Annotated in this window: 15 protein-coding genes; 12 read left to right on the forward strand and 3 right to left on the reverse strand. The window is 62.7% G+C overall.

Going from position 1 to position 20,799, the window contains the following annotated elements:
• Positions 1-100 precede the first annotated feature (100 nt).
• The 3 genes from WNZ15_RS18555 (at position 101) to WNZ15_RS18565 (ending at position 3,009) form a co-directional block, all read left to right on the forward strand.
• On the forward strand, positions 101-1,144 hold the full coding sequence (locus WNZ15_RS18555) for a ligase-associated DNA damage response exonuclease (RefSeq protein ID WP_342894504.1): 1,044 nt from the start codon (positions 101-103) through the stop codon (positions 1,142-1,144).
• Between the two features lie 19 nt (positions 1,145-1,163).
• The gene (locus tag WNZ15_RS18560) at positions 1,164-1,619 is read left to right on the forward strand and encodes a DUF4440 domain-containing protein (protein WP_342894505.1); all 456 of its coding nucleotides are present in this window, start codon (positions 1,164-1,166) and stop codon (positions 1,617-1,619) included.
• A 91-nt stretch (positions 1,620-1,710) separates the two neighbouring features.
• Positions 1,711-3,009, forward strand: a complete 1,299-nt coding sequence (locus WNZ15_RS18565; RefSeq protein ID WP_342894506.1) for a right-handed parallel beta-helix repeat-containing protein — start codon at positions 1,711-1,713, stop codon at positions 3,007-3,009.
• Between the two features lie 53 nt (positions 3,010-3,062).
• On the opposite strand, the gene WNZ15_RS18570 is transcribed toward WNZ15_RS18565, so the two are convergent.
• Positions 3,063-5,123 carry a DEAD/DEAH box helicase gene (locus WNZ15_RS18570; RefSeq protein WP_342894507.1) on the reverse strand — a complete coding sequence of 687 codons (2,061 nt, stop codon included), beginning with the start codon at positions 5,121-5,123 and terminating at the stop codon, positions 3,063-3,065.
• Between the two features lie 209 nt (positions 5,124-5,332).
• Between WNZ15_RS18570 and WNZ15_RS18575 the strand changes: the two genes are divergently transcribed.
• A complete protein-coding gene (locus tag WNZ15_RS18575; protein WP_342894508.1) occupies positions 5,333-7,006 on the forward strand; it encodes a cisplatin damage response ATP-dependent DNA ligase in 1,674 nt (557 codons plus the stop codon).
• A gap of 114 nt (positions 7,007-7,120) precedes the next feature.
• Complete coding sequence (locus WNZ15_RS18580; protein ID WP_342894509.1) at positions 7,121-7,660, forward strand: hypothetical protein; 540 nt, start codon at positions 7,121-7,123, stop codon at positions 7,658-7,660.
• Positions 7,661-7,675: 15 nt separating this feature from the next.
• On the opposite strand, the gene WNZ15_RS18585 is transcribed toward WNZ15_RS18580, so the two are convergent.
• Positions 7,676-8,545, reverse strand: coding sequence for a thioesterase family protein (locus WNZ15_RS18585; protein WP_342894510.1), 870 nt, complete (start codon positions 8,543-8,545; stop codon positions 7,676-7,678).
• Between the two features lie 443 nt (positions 8,546-8,988).
• Here WNZ15_RS18585 and WNZ15_RS18590 point away from each other — a divergent pair, with 443 nt between their 5' ends.
• Positions 8,989-9,672 carry a response regulator transcription factor gene (locus WNZ15_RS18590; RefSeq protein ID WP_342894511.1) on the forward strand — a complete coding sequence of 228 codons (684 nt, stop codon included), beginning with the start codon at positions 8,989-8,991 and terminating at the stop codon, positions 9,670-9,672.
• A 216-nt stretch (positions 9,673-9,888) separates the two neighbouring features.
• Positions 9,889-12,381: an EAL domain-containing protein gene (locus WNZ15_RS18595; protein ID WP_342894512.1), complete on the forward strand. Its 2,493-nt coding sequence runs from the start codon at positions 9,889-9,891 to the stop codon at positions 12,379-12,381.
• 25 nt (positions 12,382-12,406) lie between these two features.
• Here the strand turns inward: WNZ15_RS18595 and WNZ15_RS18600 are convergent, their stop codons facing one another.
• Positions 12,407-15,928 carry a PAS domain-containing hybrid sensor histidine kinase/response regulator gene (locus WNZ15_RS18600; RefSeq protein WP_342894513.1) on the reverse strand — a complete coding sequence of 1,174 codons (3,522 nt, stop codon included), beginning with the start codon at positions 15,926-15,928 and terminating at the stop codon, positions 12,407-12,409.
• 245 nt (positions 15,929-16,173) lie between these two features.
• Between WNZ15_RS18600 and WNZ15_RS18605 the strand changes: the two genes are divergently transcribed.
• The 5 genes from WNZ15_RS18605 to WNZ15_RS18625 all read left to right on the forward strand — a co-directional run bounded on the left by WNZ15_RS18605 (position 16,174) and on the right by WNZ15_RS18625 (position 20,775).
• Positions 16,174-17,346 carry a pyridoxal phosphate-dependent aminotransferase gene (locus WNZ15_RS18605; RefSeq protein ID WP_342894514.1) on the forward strand — a complete coding sequence of 391 codons (1,173 nt, stop codon included), beginning with the start codon at positions 16,174-16,176 and terminating at the stop codon, positions 17,344-17,346.
• A gap of 75 nt (positions 17,347-17,421) precedes the next feature.
• On the forward strand, positions 17,422-18,627 hold the full coding sequence (locus WNZ15_RS18610; protein ID WP_342894515.1) for a PAS domain S-box protein: 1,206 nt from the start codon (positions 17,422-17,424) through the stop codon (positions 18,625-18,627).
• Complete coding sequence (locus WNZ15_RS18615; protein ID WP_342894516.1) at positions 18,624-19,235, forward strand: response regulator; 612 nt, start codon at positions 18,624-18,626, stop codon at positions 19,233-19,235. The genes WNZ15_RS18610 and WNZ15_RS18615 overlap by 4 nt, the downstream gene beginning before the upstream one ends.
• Positions 19,236-19,376: 141 nt before the next feature.
• The gene (locus tag WNZ15_RS18620; RefSeq protein WP_342894517.1) at positions 19,377-19,718 is read left to right on the forward strand and encodes a response regulator; all 342 of its coding nucleotides are present in this window, start codon (positions 19,377-19,379) and stop codon (positions 19,716-19,718) included.
• A 343-nt stretch (positions 19,719-20,061) separates the two neighbouring features.
• Complete coding sequence (locus tag WNZ15_RS18625; RefSeq protein ID WP_342894518.1) at positions 20,062-20,775, forward strand: helix-turn-helix domain-containing protein; 714 nt, start codon at positions 20,062-20,064, stop codon at positions 20,773-20,775.
• The last annotated feature ends 24 nt before the right edge of the window (positions 20,776-20,799 follow it).

Genomic DNA, 20,799 nt, shown 5'->3' on the forward strand with positions numbered 1-20,799 from the left:
TATGTTCACTTTGTGTTCAGGGCGGTGCCCGGCGCGTTTCTCACTGTTTTTTTAGCGCCCGGCGCTTGAACTGGCTCCGCGCGGACCCATAAAGCAGGCGATGCCAGATCTTCTCACTTTGACGCCCCGGGGTCTCTATTGCCCGGAGGCCGGCGCCCATATCGATCCGGTCCGGCCGGTCGACAAGGCGGTCATCACCCATGGTCACGCCGATCATGCCAGGTCGGGCCACGGCGCCGTTCTGGCGACAAGGCAGACGCTGGAGATTATGGCGATCCGCTATGGTGCGGACTTCTGCGGTCAGGCGCAGGCCATCGGCTATGGCGAGGTCCTGACCGTCGGCGGCGTCGATGTGTCCCTGCATCCTGCCGGCCATGTGCTCGGCTCCGCCCAGGTCCTGCTGGCCGCCCGGGGGCAGCGCACGGTCGTATCGGGCGACTACAAGCGTCAGCCCGATCCGACCTGCGCGCCATTTGAACCTGTCCTGTGCGACACGTTCGTCACCGAAGCCACCTTCGGCCTGCCGGTGTTCCGTCATCCGCCAGCTTCCGGGGAAATCGCGAAGCTGTTGTCGTCGCTGGAGCTGTTTCCCGACCAGACCCATCTGGTCGGTGCCTATGCGCTCGGCAAGGCGCAGCGGGTGATCGGCGAACTTCGGGCGGCGGGCTACACCAGGGTGATCTACCTCCACGGCGCGCTGGAAAAGCTGACGGCCTATTACGAAAGCCAGGGCGTTGGTCTCGGGCCGGTGGAACCGGTCGGGAAGCGCGGCAAGGAACTCAAGGGGGAAATCGTTCTCTGCCCGCCCGGGCAACTCTCGGACCGCTGGGCGCGCCGCTTCGGCGACCCGGTCACGGCGATGGCCTCCGGCTGGATGCGGGTACGGGCCCGCGCCCGCCAGCGCGGCGCGGAATTGCCGCTGATTGTCTCCGATCATGCCGACTGGGACGATCTCTGCCGCACGGTGATCGAGACCGGGGCCGAGCAGGTCTGGGTGACCCACGGCGTGGAGGAAGCGCTGGTTCACTGGTGCGAATTGAATGGACGAAACGCCCGTCCTCTCAATATGATAGGCTATGATGACGGCGAGGACGCCGACACGGTTCCGCTTGCGGACAGTGAGGCGGACCGGCGCAATGCATAACAGTTCTGGGGAGGCCATCATGGCGGATGACGGTGGAAGTGCGGACTCCGGCAATGGTGCGGATGACGGTGTGGATGACGGTGCCGGGTCCGGCGCGAACGGAGACGCGGAAGAAGCGATTGCACAGCTCTTCGACGACTACCAGGCCGGATTCAACGATTATGAAATCGAACGGATCTGTGACTGCTTTGCCCTGCCTGCCGTCATCTGGCAGCACGAAAAGGGCCATGTCTTTCACGACGAAGAGGAATTGATCGAAAACATCGAGGCGTTGTTGAAGGCGCTGGAGAAAGAACGCGTCAGCCATTCCGACTTTCACGTCGTCTCCAGCCATGTCAGCGGCTCCTCGGCCCTGGTCACTCTGGACTGGTCGCAGGAATCCTCCGATGGTGAAGCCGTTTTCGAATTCACCTGCCATTACCAGCTGATCCAGGACGGGCCGGACTGGGTGATCGCCGGGATCATCAATGAATAGGCCGGTCCGGCGAAACCTGGTATCCGGTGGTCTTCTGGCCATCTGCATCTTTGCGGCAGCCGGGGGGACCGCAGCTCGGGACGCCGCGCCAATGGGAGCCCTGACCCCGGCGGCACCAGAGCTGAGGGACTGCGATCTGCCACCGATTAAGTCCGGCAAGGTTCTGCTGGAAACGGACTGCCGGTACACGCAGCCGGTGATCATTGCGCACAGCAACGTCATTTTCGATTGCCGGGGCGCCACCATCACGGGTCTGCGCAAGCGCGGGATCACCATCCGGCCCGGCATGAAAAACGTCACCATCCGCGATTGCCGTCTCGACGACACGGGCGGCGTCCTGATCGAGGGCCAGACGCCTTCGGACGACGCCGCATCGCGCGAGATTGCCCGCGCGACGTCGTCCGAAGACGTGGTGCTGGAGCACCTGACGATCACCCGATCCTACATGACCGGCATCTTCGTCGATCATTACGTGGTGGGAGCGACGATCCGCAATTCCATTGTCGCCGACGGCCACCATGTCGGCATCTATCTCGAGCACGGCTCGCAGAAGGCCACTGTTTCAGGCAACCTGATCCGCAACAATGGCCTGTTCACCAACAAGGGCATCCGGCGCATCGGGCCGACACGGCGCGAAGGCCTGTCCGTGGACGGCTCCGCCTATAACCTGATCGAGAACAACATTTTCGAAGACAATGCCTTCGGCGGCATCTTCCACTACCGGAACTGCTGGGAATTCCACACGGCCAATCCCAACAGCCGCCCGCGCCAGCAGGGCTCGGACGGCAACGTCATTCGCGGCAACGTTTTCCGCGACATGGACATCGGCATCTGGGTGGCGTCGCGCCAGGCGCGCGATCTGGTGATGTGGGATTGCGGCGACACGAGCCCCTACGACAATCCGGTGTCTCTGAAACTGATGATGAAAAACCGGCCCTGGGGGCAGTCAGACGCGTTGCTGGGATACCGGTTCAATCCCGAGCTGATCGCCGGTCTCGTCGACAGGCGCGCACCGGCGCCGCGCTGGCCGTTCCCGACGGCGCTTTACCTGTTCGAGGATTTCGCGAAGGACAATCTTTACGAAGACAATTGCTTTGAAAATCTGAAGACCGGTATCCGGATCGAGGATGACGGCAATACCGTCAGGGACAATCTGTTCATCGGCGATTTCGAGTATCTTTATCTCGGCAGTCCGTTTCGGGCAGCTCTTCTTGACCGCCCGCTCACGGGAACCGAAATCATCGGCAACCGGAATGTCTCGCACGCAGGCCGCACGTTTCTGCAGAACAGCTTCATCGCCGAGGGGGAACACAGTGGAACGGTGATCAAGCAGCCGCGAACAGACAGTGGCGGCGATCTGGCCGGCGTTTCCTGCCGAACCCGGACATGACTGATCCCCCGCACGCATCCGCATGCGGGGGACAGGTCAGGACGCGGACCACGTCAGCTCTTCGCCTTGGTCGCCTTGCGTTCGGAACGCGACGGCTTGTTTCTCTTCGCGGCCTTCTTTTTCGCGGCGGCCGGCTTGGCGGCCGAGCGGGTGCGCGGCTTGCGGCGTTCGCCGTCTTCCGCGGACCTGGGCTTGCCGGCCGCGTCACCGCCACTGCTGTCAAGGTCACGGGCAAGAGCCTTCATGTCCAGCGGTTCATAAGCCGGATGATTGGGGGCCGCGTCCTTGTCGTCGGGACGGCGGCGGGTCTTGCCGCGCGGGGCTTCGGAATCCCGTTTCGGACCGCGCTTCGGTCCTCTCGGTTTCAGCGTGTCTTCCGAGCCCATGTTTTCATAGTCCGGAGCATCGCCCTTGTTGAAACGGCGCTTCGGCGGACCACTGCGGCCGCGCCGGTCATCGTCTTCCTTGGGCGGAGACGGGATCTTGCCGCCGCGCGCGTCCAGGAGGGTGATGGTGGCGTTTTCTTCTCCGGAACCGTCGCGCTTGATGACCTCGGCAAAGCGCTGGCCGTGGCTGCCCGCGATCTCGAAATAAAGCTGGTTCTGGAAGATCTTGATCGCGCCGACTTCCTTCTTGGTGACATGCCCGGCCCGGCAGATCAGCGGCAGGATCCACCGCGGTTCCGCGCGCTGACGGTGTCCGAGCGAAAGCGAGAACCAGATGCCGTCCTCGAATTTGCCGGTGATTTCGGCGCTGCGGCCGCCGCGCGCGCCCGCGTCCCGGCCCTTCAGAGCGGACTCGTTGAGTTCGCCGATCTCTTCGGGAGCCGGCAGGCGGGACTGGCGCAGCTTGACGAAGGCGGCGGCAAGCTGTTCCGGGCTGTGCAGAGCCAGCAGCTCCTGCGCGATGGCGCGGTCTTCTTCTTCAAGCTCCACGCTCAGGGCCGGGTCGGCAAGCAGCCGCTCCTTGTCCTTCGCGCGGATGTCGTCCGCCGTGGGCGCGCCTTTCCAGGTGGCCTTGATGCCCGCGAATTGCAGCACGCGTTCGGCCTGGCGTCGGCGCGGGAAGGGGACCATGAGCACGCAGGTGCCCTTGCGCCCGGCGCGGCCCGTACGGCCGGACCGGTGCAGAAGCGCGGACTTGCCGGTCGGAAGATCCGCATGGATGACGAGGTCGAGGTTCGGCAGATCGATGCCGCGGGCCGCCACATCGGTGGCGACGCAGACCCGGGCGCGGCCGTCCTTGATGGCCGCCAGCGCGCTGGAACGCTGTTCCTGGCTGAGTTCACCGGACAGGGACACGATGGAAAAGCCACGGTTGGCGAGACGGGAGGTCAGCCGGCTGACGGCCTCTCGGGTCGAGCAGAACACGATGGCCTTGTCTGAATCGTGCAGGCGCAGCACGTTGATCAGCGCATTCTCGCGCTCGTTCGGGGCAACGGGATGGGCGATGTAGTCGATATCGCCATGCTGTTCGCGCGCATTGATGGTCGACAGGCGCACGGCGTCCTTCTGGAATCGCTTGGCAAGTTCGGCGATCTGCTTGGGCACCGTTGCGGAGAACATCAGCGTGCGCCGTTCGCGGGGCGCAGCGTCGAGGATGAACTCCAGGTCTTCCCGGAAGCCCATGTCGAGCATCTCGTCGGCTTCGTCGAGGACCACGGCGCGGATTTCGGAAAGGTCCAGGGCGCCGCGTTCGATGTGATCGCGCAGGCGGCCGGGCGTGCCGACCACGATGTGAACACCCCGGTCCAGCGTGCGCCGTTCCATGCGCGGATCCATGCCGCCGACACAGGACGCCGTGGTGGCGCCTGCATCCTGGTAGAGCCAGGTCAGCTCTTCCTTGACCTGCAGGGCCAATTCCCGGGTCGGGGCGATCGCGAGCGCGATCGGTGCGCCTGCCCGGCCGAGGTGATCCTCGCCCTGAAGCAGGGTCGGGGCCAGCGCAAGGCCGAAGGCGACGGTCTTGCCCGATCCGGTCTGCGCGGAAACAAGCAGATCCGCATCTTCGGGGGCATCCGTGAGAATGCTTTGCTGTACGGGAGTGAGGCTTTCATAGCCCCGTTTCGCCAGCGCGGCCTTGAGCGCCGGGGCGAGAGACGTCATATCGGTCATCGAAATCTTTCAACTGCTCCGGATCATCTGCATGCCATTCAGCAGTCTACCGGATCGGGCCGATCTTGCATCAGCCAAAGGATGGCCGCGGCTTATACAGGCAAAAGCCGGCTTCGTCCATCCCGGATCACGCATGGCAGCCTTGACGCTGGCGATTGCAGATGCATTTAGCGCTGGTGAAAACGTGTTTTCCGGTCGGTATTGATGTCATGCGCGCATTCTCCCAGTTGCTGGACAGGCTCTCTCTCGAACCTCGGCGCCTTGCCAAGGAAGCGCTGCTGATGCGGTATCTGCGCGAAACCCCGGATCCGGACCGGGGCTACGCACTGGCGGCCCTGACAGGTGGTCTTGCTTTCAAGAACGCGAAACCGGCCCTGCTGCGGTCCCTGATCAGTGACCGGTCCGATCCGCATCTGTTTGCCCTGTCCTATGATTTCGTCGGCGACCTGTCCGAAACCATCGCGCTGATGTGGCCACGATCTCCGGACGCCCTGCCGGCACAATCGGCCGGCGGGCCGGAGGCGCCCTCCCTGTCGCAGGTCGTCGGTCAACTGGAGGAAACGGGCAGGACACAGATGCCGGGTCTCCTGACCGGCTGGCTGGACGCCCTCGACGAAACCGGCCGCTGGGCTCTGTTGAAGCTGGTGACGGGCGGCCTCAGGGTCGGCGTGTCCGCCCGCCTTGCGAAATCCGCCGTAGCCAGACTCGGCGGGCTGGACGTGGCGCAGGTCGAGGAAGTCTGGCATGGGCTGTCCGTGCCCTATCGGGATCTGTTCGCCTGGGTGGAGGGACGCGCCGGCCCGCCGGAAAACGACGACCCCGCGCCGTTCCGGCCGGTGATGCTGGCCCATCCCCTCGATGAAGACCGGGACCTTGAGCAATTGCGGGCCAGCGATTTCGCAGTCGAATGGAAATGGGACGGCATCCGCGTCCAGGCAGCCGCAGGCCGCTCTGACAAGGCGGGCGACGTCCGCCGCCTGTTCAGCCGGACGGGAGAGGATATTTCCAAGGCGTTCCCGGACATCGTTGAACTGCTGACCTTTGATGCCTGCATTGACGGTGAGCTTCTCGTTGTGTCGGACGGCGCGGTGCGTCCGTTCTCCGATCTCCAGAAACGCCTGAACCGCAAGACAGCCGGACCGAAACTGATCCGGGACTACCCGGCCGCCATCCGGGCCTATGACATCCTCGACCTTGAGGGCGAAGACCTGCGCGGCCTGCCTTTCTCGCAGCGGCGCGCCAGGCTGGAGGCTTTTGTCGCCGGTCTGGCGGACTCAAAAATTGACCTGTCGCCCATGGTCGACGCCGGGACCTGGCAGGCAATCGCAGGTGCGCGGGCGCGCCCGCATGAACATCTGCCCGCGTCCGACGCTGCGGCCGTCGAAGGCGTGATGCTGAAACGTTGGGATTCGGTCTATGCCGCCGGACGCCCGAAGGGGCTGTGGTTCAAATGGAAGCAGGAGCCGCGGCTGATCGATGCCGTGCTGATGTACGCGCAACGTGGCCATGGCAAACGCTCTTCCTTTTATTCCGACTATACGTTCGGCGTCTGGCGGGACGGTGAAGACGGCCCTGAACTGGTGCCGGTGGGCAAGGCCTATTTCGGCTTCACCGACGACGAGCTCCGGCAAATCGACCGGTTCGTGCGCAACAACACCGTCAACCGGTTCGGGCCGGTCCGCGAAGTCGCGCATGGTCCGGATGCCGGTCTGGTTCTGGAGGTCGCGTTCGAAGGGCTCAATCGGTCCGGACGGCACAAGTCCGGGGTCGCCATGCGGTTCCCACGCATATCCAGGCTGCGGTGGGACAAGCCACCCGCCGAAGCCGATCGCCTCGAAACGCTCGAGGCAATGCTGCCGGTGCAGGATCCGGCCCGGACCTGACAATCGGGCGCGGGATTGCCGGATTGCAGCAATTGGCCGTGCTTTGGCCATGGAATCATGGCACGCCTTGGCAAACACGAACGCTCGGCATCGTGCCGGCACTGGAGAGGCGACATGACAATCCGCATCCCGCGCAACGCTCTTTTTACCGGCGTGATGTCGGCGGCGATACTGTTCGCGGCGGCCGCGTCCGCACAGGACAGCGTGGCGCCGGCAGATGCGCAGGCCGCGACCCAGGGACAGCCGGAGCGCTATTCACTGGTTGCGATCGATGGCGACATTCTGAGAGTGGACCGGCAGAACGGCACCGTTTCGGTTTGCCGCGAGCAAAATCAGGCCTGGCGATGCCGTCCGGTTCCGCTGGCCGAAGACGCCTATCTCGCGGAAATCAGTGAACTGGCCGGCGAGGTTGACCGGCTGACCGCGCGTCTGGAGCAGCTTGAGAGCGCGGGGCCGAAAACGGACGGCAAACTTCCGCCCGGTTCCGCTCTCGACCGACCCGGCGCGGACAAGGACAGCAGCGATCACCCCTCTTTGATGGACGAGGAGGAGGAAGACCTTGAAAAGGTCCTGACCTTCACGGAAAGCGCCATGCGGCGTTTCTTCGGCATGGTCCGGGAGCTGCAAAAGGACTTTGAGGGCGACGAAAACTGAGTTTCACGCCTTTGCCTAGTCGATCAGCATCTGGTTGATGCTCTGGAAAGCTTCCTGGGGCAGTTCCACAGCGGTCCGGCTCTTCAAGTCCATCGTCAGTGCAACGACATCGACGGTCGCCGCGAGCCGGTTCGTTCTGCTTTCAAACACATGATGGCGCATGGTGAAGGTCTTGGGGCCGACGCTGGTGAACCCGGACAGGACCGTCACCATGTCGCCCGTCTTCAGCGGGGTGACCCAGGTCAGCTTCATTTCCGCTGCGACCCGGCCATATCCGTTGTCGGTCAGATAGGTGTGGTTCATGGGCGTGCGCTGCCAGACATGGGCGACACCATCGGTGCAGCACGACAGGACAAATCGGTCATCCGCCTTGCCGTCGATGCCGATGTCGCGCGGCAGAACCGTACCTCGATAGGCGATGCGTGCGCCCTTGCTCTCCAGCGCCGGAACCGTCGAGCGCTGATTGGCGGGACCGGCCGGAATGCCTCTCGGGGCGGCGTCGGCAATCATCGATGCCTGGAACCCCTTGAAGCGCTGCCGCAGCGTCTTGGCCGAATTGGCGCTGGGCTCGTATCCGTCGAGAGCGGTGGCCGTCAGCGTTCCCGTGGTGCCGTCGCGCATCTCGTGAATGACGGTCAGCATGTGCGGACCGTCAAAGGCGATCGTCGAATGAACGGTGATGAGGTCTCCCATGCGCATTTCCTGGTGAAACCGCACATGACGCACCCTGCGGGCACCGACCAGTGTCTCACTCAGGCCGCTGAGAAGCCGGAACTGGCGGTCGGCCTCTTCGAACCGGCCAAAGTAAAATTGAACGTTCAGATGATCATTTTCGTCGCATTCCCAGCGATTAACAAATGAAAACAGCGTTGTCTGTATTGTCATAATATGGTTTCGCGCACTCAGTGATTTTGATTTTGAACTTGCTTCTATGCGGTCATTTGTTGCTGTGTTTGCCTTGATTATCAACAACAAATCGAGGATGTGGAAAAGGAACTTGTTCAGCGGCTCGTCCATGCCCGAGAATTTCCGTTCCTCCGGGCCATGCATTTGCCAATTCCAGGTTGAAGTGTCTGCGCCAATGCAAACCCGGCCGCCGAACACGGAAATTTTGCATGACGTAGCGTCATCATACGTCAAATCGTCGGTGTAGACAGAAAGCATGGTTTGACTTGCGCGTCTGCCGTGATGCAAACATACTTATTAAAGGCCGCAACAATGGGGCTCTGCTTAGAAAATACAGGGGCTGAATGCGTGCCGGGAGGAACAAGGCGCGGCAGCCCTGCGTCAAGCAGTGACCCCGAGGCTGTCGAGGGAGGAATAACAACGTGCCGGCGACATTGTATCGATTCATTATCGCGGATGATCATCCCCTGTTTCGAGGCGCATTGCGCCAAACGCTTGAGACACAGTATCCGGAGGCCGTCATTGAAGAGGCCGGGGCGCTGGAAGATGTGACCGGGCGTCTGGAACAGGATGGGGACGTTGACCTGATCCTTCTGGATCTGACGATGCCCGGCATGCGTGGTTTTTCCGGCCTGATGTATCTGCGGGCGCAATTTTCCGGTGTGCCGGTGGTCGTTGTCTCTGCCAACGAGGATCCGCAGGCCATTCGCCGCGCGGTCGAGTTCGGCGCCTCCGGCTTCATTCCCAAATCACACGGCATCGAAGTGATCCGTCAGGCGATCTCCGAAGTCATGTCGGGAAACATGTGGACCCCGCCGGACGTCGATTTGTCGGCGGACGACGGCAGCAGTGACCTGGTCCAGAGACTTGCCACGCTGACCCCGCAACAGGTTCGTGTCCTCATGATGCTGTCGGAAGGCCTCCTAAACAAGCAGATCGCCTATGAGCTGTCCGTTTCGGAAGCGACCGTCAAGGCGCATGTGTCTGCCATCCTCCAGAAACTGGGGGTCGAGAGCCGGACGCAGGCGGTCATTGCCGCCTCGAAGATAGAAGCCGGACAGTGGCAACTGGGCGGCGAAGCTGCAGAGGCCGCCGGCGCGCAGTAGCGCCCTTCAGTCCGCCGGTACCCGGAAGACGCCAGGTCGTCTCCGGGTGGTCGCGCGCGTCTCCCCCAGTCCCGGTATGCCTGCCGTCTCCAGACGAATGTTCCGATTGTGCGGATTTCCGGCCACCGCTTTTACCGGAATTTCAGGGAATGCATGTATCCATTGGCCTCACGGGGCTGAGCCCCGCACTGTGCGGAACGCGGATGCGGAGACAAAATGCGGCTCAGCGCCAACTGGAACCTGATCTTTCGGACGGTCTGTCTGGCTCTTGTAAAGCCGGGTCAGCCGTTCAGGTCGGAACACGACTACAGACGTGCGGAAACCGGTGGAACGCCGGGGTCGAACCCGGACCGTGCATTCCTGCTTGCGTTCGGTCATCCGGTTGTCGAACAGCATCTGGCGCGCCGTGTGCGTGCCGCGCAGATCTCCAGCATCGCGCGCCTGACGCCTTTCACGATACTGGCCAACGTGGTCAACACCTTTGTCATCGCGGTGACATTCCAGAAATTTCTCCCGTTTTCCTATCTCGCCACGTGGATTGCGGCCATCGCCGCCTTGCTCGGCTACACCTTGCTGAAGTGGGTCAGGGCCAAGAAATCACCGGTCCAGCTCGCGTCCCGCCGGTCCCTGAACAAGGCCGTGCAACACGCGACGGTCTTCAGTCTGCTCTGGGCCGTGGTACCGATCACGGCCTTCGCCGCCGGGGACCCCGACGGCATCTGGATCGCGGCCTGTGTCAGCACCGGCATGCTGTGCGGCGGCGGCTTCGCGCTTGCCACCGTTCCCCAGGCCGCCTTCCGCTGGGTCGCCATTCTCTATGTGTCCTCGCTTGTCTCGCTCGTCATCGGGCAAAGCCATGCCCTGTGGCCGCTGTTCCTGCTCCTGACCAGCTACACGCTGGTGGTCCTCGGCAGTGTCGCGTCGAGTGGCTGGCTGTTCGCGTCCCACTTTCTGGCCGAAGCCGAACTGGAACAGCGTGGAGAGTTGATCGCGCTGCTTCTCAACGAGTTCGAGGAAAAGGCCAGCGACTGGATCTGGGAGACCGACAGCCGTGGATTTTTCCGGTCCGTATCCGACCGGTTCGTGCACGCCAGCGGTCAGAAACGCCCCGCGCTCGAGATCATGCGCATGGTGGATCTGGCGTATTCGCTGGACGAACCGGACGCCCGCTCGGCCGTGGCCGGACTTGAAGAAGTGATGTCGTCTCGGCGGGCTTTCCGCGACATCGTCATCGGTGTCGAGATCGCCGGCGAGGAACGCTGGTGGTCGCTGGCGGCCCGTCCGGTTCACGACGATCACGGCTCGTTCACCGGTTACCGCGGCGTGGCGTCCGACATCACGGAAGCCCGCAGGGCAAGCGCATTGGTGTCCCACCTTGCGGAGCACGATTCCCTGACCGGGATCGGCAATCGAAGCTGGTTCCTGAAGCAGGCGGAAACGCTTATGGCGCAGCAGAGCCAGTTCGCGGAGAACGCGCTGACCCTGTTCCTGATCGATCTGGACAATTTCAAGGTTGTGAACGACACCAGCGGCCATCCGGCGGGCGACGAGTTGCTGCGCCAGGTCGCGGCCCGGTTCACGTCTCTCAGTGAAGGCGGCACGATCCTTGCCCGTTTCGGCGGCGACGAGTTCGCCGCGCTCGGCCAGTTCGTGAGCGACGAGGCCGCGCTCGCCTTCGCGGAGGAACTTGTCAACGTGGCGCGCAAGCCCTTCCGGATCGGCCGCAGGGACTTTGCGATCGGCGCGACCGTGGGGTTCACCTGCTTTCGCGACCGCGGGGACACGGTCGATGACCTGATGCGCAAGTCGGACATTGCGCTCTACAAGGCCAAGGAAAGCGGCCGTGGCCGCGCTCTTGCGTTTGAAAACGAGATGGAACGGGAGGTACGCGAGCGCCGCGAGCTCGAAGCGGATCTGCGTGAGGCGTTCGAATACGAAAAGCTCAACGTCGAGTTCCAGCCCATCGTGGATGCGCGCTCCGGCAAGGTCGTCTCCAGTGAAGTACTGTTGCGCTGGCTGCATCCCACACGAGGCGATGTTGCGCCGGACACCTTCATTCCGATCGCCGAACATGCCGGTCTCATTCTCCCGCTCGGCGCCTGGGTCTTGAAAAAAGCCTGCGCCGCGGCGGCTCAGTGTCCGGAACTGGAAAGCGTCGCGGTCAACCTGTCTCCGGTTCAGTTCATGGATCCGAACCTGGTCGAGCACGTGATGACCGTGCTCCGGGAAACCGGCTTTCCGCCGGAACGCCTGGTGCTGGAGATCACCGAATCCGTGTTCCTGCGCGATTTCGGGTCGGCGGCCTGCAAACTCCAGAAGCTGCGCGATCAGGGCATCCGCATCGCGCTGGACGATTTCGGCACCGGCTATTCGTCGCTGTCCTATCTGCGGCAGTACAAGTTCGACAAGATCAAGATCGACAAGTCGTTCGTCGACGAGATCGGCGAGCGCAGCGATGGTCTTGCGATCATTTCCGCGATCATCGCCCTGGCGCATAATCTCGGTCTGGAAGTCACGGCCGAGGGTGTGGAACGCCAGTTTCAGGTGGACGCGCTGCGCACGCTCGGCTGCGACACCCTGCAGGGCTACTATTTCGGCCGGCCGGCTTCCAACCCGGTCCAGATCGCGCAAATCCGCAAGGAAGACTGGGAGGACAGGTCCCCCAGCACGGCCCCCAAGGACCCGGGAAACATGCAGTCTGCTTCCTGATCCGCGCAGCGGTCGGGGCTTGCGGCTATTCCGCGGCCTGGCCTGCCTGACAGCGCGCGAGATGCGCGCGCAACGCCGCCGGTTTGAGCGGCTTGTTGAAGAAAGCGATATCTTTCTCGCCCGCCTCGGTGCGCACCGCCCGGCTGCGGTCCGCGGTGATCAGGATCGCCGGGATGTCCTTGCCGAATTTCCAGCGCAATTTCACGATCGCCTCGATGCCGGTGCCGTTGTCCAGGTGATAGTCGGCGAGAATGACGTCCGGTGACAATCCCGCCCTGTTCAGTTCGATGGCGGCCTCGGCCTCGTCGGGCGCTGTCACGACCCTGCAGTTCCAGTTCAACAACAGGTGGCGCATGCCGCTCAGGATGTCCGGCTCGTTGTCGATGGCGACCACACACAGACCGTCCAGTTGTCCCACCGCGGCGGCAACCTGGTGGATCGGGGCGATGACCGGAATGGACAGGGACCGCGGCAGTTCGACCGAGAAGCAAGAGCCCTTGTCGGTCTCCGAGCGCAGCGCGACGGGGTGGTTGAGCACATGGCTGATGCGTTCGACGATGGACAGGCCGAGACCGAGGCCCTTGGCAACGCGCATTCCGTCGTCAAGCCGGTGGAATTCCTGAAAAATGGCCTTCTGCTTGCTTTGCGGAATTCCCATGCCCGTGTCGTGGATCTCGACGACAACACGGTTGCCGCGCCGGCGGCATCCCACAAGGACGCGGCCCTGCTGGGTGTATTTCAGGGCATTCGACACCAGGTTCTGAAGCAGGCGCCGCAACAGGCGCCGGTCCGTGCGCACGGACAGGGAGGTCGGCACGATCCTGAGTTCCAGATCCATTTCCTCCGCGACCGGCTGGAAGTCCAGCGCCAGTCCACTCAACAGTTCATCGAGACGGAAAACGGTCGGTTCCGGTTTGAGGGCCCCCGTATCCAGCCGTGAAATGTCCAGCACGGCGCCCAGGATGTCCTCCACCGATTCAAGCGCCAGCTCGACGTTTCTCACAAGCGCGCCTTCTTCCCCTTCCGAGAGCTTGTCGACAAGGACCGATGCATAGAGACGGGCGGCGTTGAGCGGCTGGAGAATGTCGTGTCCGGCCGCGGCCAGGAAACGCGTCTTGCCGATATTGGCATCCTCCGCCTCCCGCGTTGCCACCACCAGTCTTTCATTCACATGGGTGAGCTCTTCCGTTCTCTCCCGCACCCGGCGCTCCAGGGTCTCGTTGGCCCGTGCCAGGGCTTCCTCGGCCAGAACCCGTTCGGTGATGTCGGTGTAGGTGGTCACGATACCGCCGTCGGGCATTGGGCTGACCCGGACTTCGAAAACCGTGCCGCTCAGTTCCAGTTTCTCCTGGAAGGTCTCCTGAATGAGCACCAGCTTTTCGATCCGGTTGGCAATGATCGTCTCCACGGGCCCCGGGCCGTGTTCGCCGCGCTCCACATTGTAGCGCAGGATGGTATCGAGGGTGGTGCCGACCTGGCCGAATTCCGCGGGCAGACCCAGCATCTCCCGGAACTGGCGATTCCAGCAGATCAGCCCGAGATCGCGGTCGAAAACGCCGATGCCCTGGCGGACCTGATCGAGGGCGGTCTGCAGCAGGTCGCGATTGTACTGGATGGCGATCGACGCGTCGTCGAGCAGCTTGACCGCCCCCTTGGTGGACGGGTCGTGCCGCTTGAGCATCAGCGTCAGCACCAGGCGGGAGGAGGCCGCACCGATCGCGCTGGCCAGAAGCTGTTCGGAAAACCGGAGCAGGTTGGCGTCCGCCAGCATCTTCGGGTTCAGCTTCTTGCCGCGCTCGCTGGCGAACCTGCGGAAGGACCGCTCGGTGCGTTCTTCGCCAAGATAGCGCGCAACGGTCGCCTGCAGGTCTCCGGCGGTCACCGATGTGCGCCAGTAGCGCAAGCTCGGGGAGGGGGCGAACTCGTTCGGAACGAAGACGTTGGCCTGAAGCGTTTCCGCGGGCAGCGGCTTTCTCAGGAAGGACGCACCGACGAACAGGCAGATATTGACGCCGAGGCTCCAGAGCGTGCCGTGAATGAAGGGGTCGATGTCGATGCCGAGCAGGGCCTGGGGCTTCAGGAAGCCGATGCCGAACGGGCCGGTGTCGAGGAAGCCGTCGAAGATCAGTCCCGTCTTGGCGAAGGTCGGCAGCAGCAGCGTATAGGCCCAGAGCACGAAGCCGCCGCTGAGACCCGCAATTGCTCCCGGTGACGTGGCACGGCGCCAGAACAGGGCACCGAAAAAGGAGGGCGCGAACTGTGCGATCGCGGCGAAGGACAGCAGGCCGATCGACACCAGCGCGGCGGTGTTGCCGGCTGCCTTGTAATAGGCATAGGCGAGCAGCAGGATGCCGAAAATCGCCAGCCGCCGGATGGTGAGCAGGCGATTGCTCATGTCCTCGCCGGTCGCGTTGACGATCTCGTCCTCGCTGTGCCGCCGGAGCAGAAGCGGCACCACGATGTCGTTGGAAATCATGATGGCAAGAGCGACCGTGGCCACGATCACCATGGCGGTGGCCGCCGACAGGCCGCCGATGAACGCGAACAGGGCCAGCCAGCCCTGGCCGGCGTCGATGGGCAGGGCCAGGACGAATGTGTCCGGATTGATGTCCTGACCGAAACGCAGCAGGCCGGCCGCGGCGATCGGGATCACGAAGAGATTGATCAGGATCAGATAGACGGGGAACATCCAGGTGGCCCGCCGCAACTCCGCGTCGGAATTGTTTTCCGTCACCGTGACATGGAACTGGCGCGGCAGCATGAGCACCGCGAACGCGGACAGGCAGGACATGACCAGCCAGTTGCCCATGTCGAGCGGCCTTTCGAAGACCTGCGCCACCTCTGGCGCTTCCGTGATCGCCCGGAAAAGGTCGAACGGGCCGTCGAACAGGAAGTAGGTCACCCAGATGCCGACCGCCAGGAAGGCCAGCAGCTTGACGACCGCCTCCGCGGCGATCGCCAGCATGAGGCCTTCCTGATGCTCTGTCGCGTCGATGTGCCGTGTGCCGAACGCCCAGCTGAAGATGGCCATGCCGAGTGCGATCAGCAGGGTGATGTCGTCGAACACGGGTGTGAAGACATCGCCCGGCGACGTCATCGGACCGATCATCGTGGTGATCGACAGGGACACCGCCTTGAGCTGAAGCGCGATATAGGGCACCACACCGATGACGGCGATCAGGGTGGCCAGCGCGGCAACGGACTGGCTCTTGCCGTAGCGGGCACCGATGAAGTCGGCGATCGAGGTGATGCTTTCCGTCTTCGAGATACGGATGATCCGCTGCAACAGCGGATAGCCGAGGGCGAAGACCAGCAGCGGGCCGATGTAGATGGTCAGAAATTCGATGCCGGTCCGGCTGGCATTGCCGACGGAGCCGAAAAAGGTCCAGGACGTGCAATACACCGACAGCGACAGCGCATAGATGAACGGACGCCCGCCGGAGCGCAGCGACTTCCGCCGTGTCATGCGGTCGCCATAGCTTGCGATCGCGAACAAGCACAGGATGTAGGCCGTTGCGGCCAGTATCACGAGCCATCCATGCAGCATGGTCTGGGTTACCGTCCTCCCGTCCGGTTAGGCGGCTTGGCGCGCCTTTGTCCGGCTTGATCGGACCACAGCTAAGTCGTTCTGTCTATTCGTCTTGCGAACGAGACCATTCTGCCGAATGTAGCAGGCTGGCGGCCGGGCGGAAATCGATCACAACTGGTGAAGTGAGGTTCAATTCCTTTCATGAAACATTCGCGGACAAACCCGATAAGATGGGCGCAGCACCGAGGAAAGGGATCCGCACTTTGTCAAGTCTGATCGGCCGGTTGAGCCCGCAGGCGCGCAATGCGCCGGAAAGCGGTATCGTGGAAATATTCAATGAGGGGTGGGGCCGGGACGACCTGATTCCTCTCTGGGCGGGAGAAGGAGACCTGCCGACCCCGGACTTCATCGTCGAAGCCGCCAAGGCGTCCCTCGACAGGGGCGAGACCTTCTACACCTACCAGCGCGGCATTCCGCCCCTGCGTGAGGCCCTGGCAGTCTATCATGAAGGTCTCTACGGCAAGCCGTTCTCGCCTGAACGGTTTCTGGTGACCGGGTCCGGCATGCAGGCGATCCAGCTGGCCGTCCAGGCGGTCTGCCGCAGCGGCGGCGAAATGATCGTGCCGACGCCGGCCTGGCCCAACATCACCGCCGCCATCGAAATCCACGGCGCTCGTGCCGTGTCCGTGCCCATGCGCGAAACAGAAGACGGATGGCAGCTCGACCTGGAAGACGTGGAAGCGGCGATCACGCCCCGGACCAGGGCGCTCTTTCTGAATTCGCCCTGCAATCCGACGGGGTGGGTTGCCGACAAAGCTCTGCTGACGGCGTTTCTCGATCTGGCCCGCAGGCACGGGCTCTGGATCGTGGCCGATGAGATATACGCCTTGTTCCACTATGGTGAAGGCGACCGTGCTCCGTCCTTCTATGACATTGCCGAGGAAGACGACCAGATCGTCTTTGTCAATTCCATGTCCAAGAACTGGGCGATGACCGGATGGCGTGTGGGCTGGATTTCCGCGCCCGCCGCGCTCGGCCAGGTGTTTGAAAACCTGATCCAGTACTCGACCTCCGGCGTGCCGTCCTTCTCGCAGTGGGGCGCGGTTGCCGCGCTGACCTCGGGCGAGACATTCCTGAAAGACCAGGTGGCGCGCGCGCGCGGCGGCCGGGACTGCGTGGTCAACGGGTTACGCGCAATCAACCGCGTCAGGGTGTTGCCGCCGCAAGGCGCCTTCTACCTGTTCTTCTCGGTTGACGGGGTGAGTGACACGCGCCGGTTCGCACTGGATCTCGTCAACCAGACCGGCGTCGGCCTGGCGCCCGGAACAGCGTTCGGAGCCGGAGGAGAACAGTATCTGAGGCTTTGTTTCGCTCGGAACCATGCCCATCTCGAAGAAGCCATGCGTCGAATTAACGCTTGGTTACCAGAGATTTAGAGCCGCAATGGGTTGCTGGTGTAAGGGAAAACCCTTAAAACCCTGAATGGACGCAATTTCCATTTGGGCACCGGCATGACACGTGACGGCAGTTTTGATCAGGGCGAAGACACGGCCGCGGTGACGGAAGCACGGCTCGCGAGCGTTTTCGACACGGCCGCCGACGGCATGATCGTCATCAACGACCGGGCTCAGGTTCTGGCATTCAACAAGGCGAGTGAACGTCTTTTCGGATACGAGGCATGGGAACTGCTCGGCCGCAACGTCAGCCGGATCATGCCGCAGAAATACGCCAGTGCGCACGATGAATACCTGCGGAACTATCTCGACACGGGCAAGAAGCAGATCATCGGCATCGGCCGTGAGGTTCAAGCCCGACACAAGGACGGGACCGTGTTTCCGATCGAGCTTTCGGTCGGTGAAGCGGCCACGCCCGGCGGGCGGCAGTTCATCGGCATTCTCAGGGATCTGCGGTCGCGCAAGCAGATCGAGGACCGGCTGGCCAGGACGCAGGCCCAGCTCGTGCACATGACGCGGATCAGCGCCCTTGATGAAATGGGCGCGGCGATTGCCCACGAACTCAATCAGCCCTTGACCGCCGTCCTGCTCTACCTTCAAACGGTCTCGCGCAAGGCGAAGGCGGAAGAGTCGCTGGAACCGCTAATTCTGGAAGTGATCGACAAGGCTGTCCGCGAGGCCGAGCGAGCCGGCGAGATCATTCAGCGCATGCGCCAGCTCGTGGAGAAAAAAGCGCCGGCACGTGAGGCCATCGAAGTTGAGGAACTGGTCCGGACCTGCATTGAAATGGCCGAACTCGGCAGCGTTGAAGGCGGCACATTCATACTTGCGGAAGTCGAGGCCGATCTGCCGCCCCTGAAGGCGGATCCCATTCAGATCCGCCAGATCCTGATCAACCTGCTGCGCAACGCGCGCGAGGCGGTTGCCGGCCGGGCGGACCCTCAGGTCACCCTGTCTGTCCGCCGCGGTGACAGCGGGATGGAGTTCCGGGTCACGGACAACGGTCCGGGAGTTCCCGAGGAACTGGTCGAAGGTCTGTTCCGTGCCTTTATCGGTGCCAAACACAAGGGCGTCGGTCTGGGATTGGCGATTTCCCGTTCGATAGCGCAGAACCACGGTGGTGATCTGCGGCTTGAGAGAATACCGGAAAAGACGGGGGCTTCCTTCCTCCTCACGCTGCCGCTCGACCTGCCCGAAACCGCTGCGGGCGATGAGCCGGTGAACGCCATGATTGATGACAAGCTGGGGAAACCAAGTAAATGAAAGCTGACGCAGAGGCCATTTACATCGTCGACGATGACCCTGCGGTGCGCGACGCGCTGTCGGTGCTGTTCAGTCTGGAAGGGTACATTGTCGAAACCTTCTCTGACGGAGACGCGTTCGTGAATTCGGCGCTCAAGGCGGTGCCTGCCTGTGTCATGCTGGACGTGCATATGCCGGGGCGGTCCGGAATCGAGATTCTCAAAGCCCTGAACGCGGATGATTATCCCGCACCGATCTTCATCATATCGGGTCAGGGCGATATCCCCATGGCCGTGGAGGCCATTCGCAACGGGGCGTTCGATTTCATCGAAAAGCCGTTTTCCGCCGAGACGGTTCTGGAACGGGTGAAAGAGAGCATCTCCGTTGTCCGGCAAAGGCATGACAACAGTTCGAAACCGTCTTTCCAGGGTGCGGACCTGTTGACCCGCCGCGAACTGGAGGTCCTGAAGGAAATAACCGACGGGGCCTCCAACAAGGAAGCAGGCAGGACGCTGGGAATCAGCCCGCGAACCGTCGAGGTGCATCGGGCGCGTATCATGGAAAAACTCGGCGCCCGCAACGCCGCCGACCTGGTGCGTATCGTGCTCGGTCATCCAACCGCCGGATAGAGGGCAGGGACCTGAAGGCGGACGCTTGCAGCGGCGGTGTATTTCACGGCCCTCGTATTTCTGCGTACATCTTTCCATGTAGTTTTCGCGTATGTCTGCCCGAGGTGCGACAATTTAGTCAGGCCTTGAGGATCTGTTCCCGTGATCGTGCATATAGTCGAAGACGATGAAGCGGTTGCCGACGCGCTGGCGATAGCGCTGGAAGATCTTGACCGGCGTGCCGTAACCTACAGGGATGGCGAGACTTTTCTCGCTCAGGCCGCCCCCTTGGCGGATGACTGGGTGATCGTCGATCTCGGTCTGCCGGGCAAGAGCGGAGCCGAAATTGTCCAGGAACTGATGACCCTGACCGATCCGCCGAGCGTTGTTGCCATATCGGGCAAATCCAGGGCGGGCCTGATGGCCCAGCTTCAGAAATTTCCGGACCTGACGGTTCTGCGCAAGCCACTTTCGCTTCAGATGCTGACGGCCGCTTTCGCCTGAAACTCGTCACGGCCGCAATGCCGTCCGCGCGCGGAGCAGGGTCGCTGGCCCGCGCATTTCTTCACGGACAAGATGCTCCTCCAGACCGGAGCTTCGAACCGGATGCCGGCAGGCCCCGGGCCGGGAAACCGTGCGGCAGATTACCTCATATGTAGTTCCTCTTACGCAGTCGACCGAATTTTATCGGCTCTTGTCGATGGATAGAGTTCGAACTGCAAGCTGCAGTGCGCCGGACGGGGCGCCTGTAAGCAGGCAAGGTTTCCCGGCTGGGACGAGCGGCGGGGGAACGCGTTGCGGCCCCGCCGCAAGCAAACGCCGTGCAGATCGCACGTAGGAGGGAACTATGGCATATATCGACGCGGGTACCGCGGGACAGGACACGGGTGCAAGGCATCAGGGAGTGCCGATGCGCGCGCCCGAAAAGACGTCCTTCTCGGAATTCGGCGGCAAGGCTGCCCACTACCTCACGCACGCCGTAATCTATTATGAGGGCGATCCGGCCAGGCGGCTCTACGAGTTGGTCAAAGGCTCCGTGATGCTCTACAAGCTCCTGCCGGACGGGCGCCGCCAGGTCGTGGAGGTTCTGCGTCCCGGAGACATTTTCGGTCTTGCGGGCGGCGAGGAGAACGACTGCACGGCTGAAACGCTGACGGATGCCGAGGTGCAGGAAATCGACCTCAGGAAGGTCGAGCGTTCCGACGAATTGCAGCGCAGGCTCACCCGATGCCTGACCAAACAGATGCGCGTCCTGCACGAGCATGCCGTCCTTCTCGGCCGCAAGTCGGCCGTGGAACGGGTCGCCAGTTTTTTCATGTACCTGGTTCCGAATCGGGGCGGTCCCGATTGTATCGGTGCGCGCAATGCGCTGGATGACGGATTTGATCTGAAGCTGAACATGACGCGTCAGGAAATTGCCGATTATCTGGGGCTGACCATCGAGACGGTCAGCCGCGTGGTGTCGGATCTGAAACGCAAGGGTGTGATTCGTGTCGAGAAAGCCGACAGGATCCACCTCAACAAGGTCTGCGGTCTCTGCCAGATGACCGGCATGCATTGACCGGTCGCCTGGACCGCAAACACT

The sequence above is a fragment of the Roseibium sp. AS2 genome, from assembly GCF_038900065.1.
Lineage (GTDB): Bacteria > Pseudomonadota > Alphaproteobacteria > Rhizobiales > Stappiaceae > Roseibium.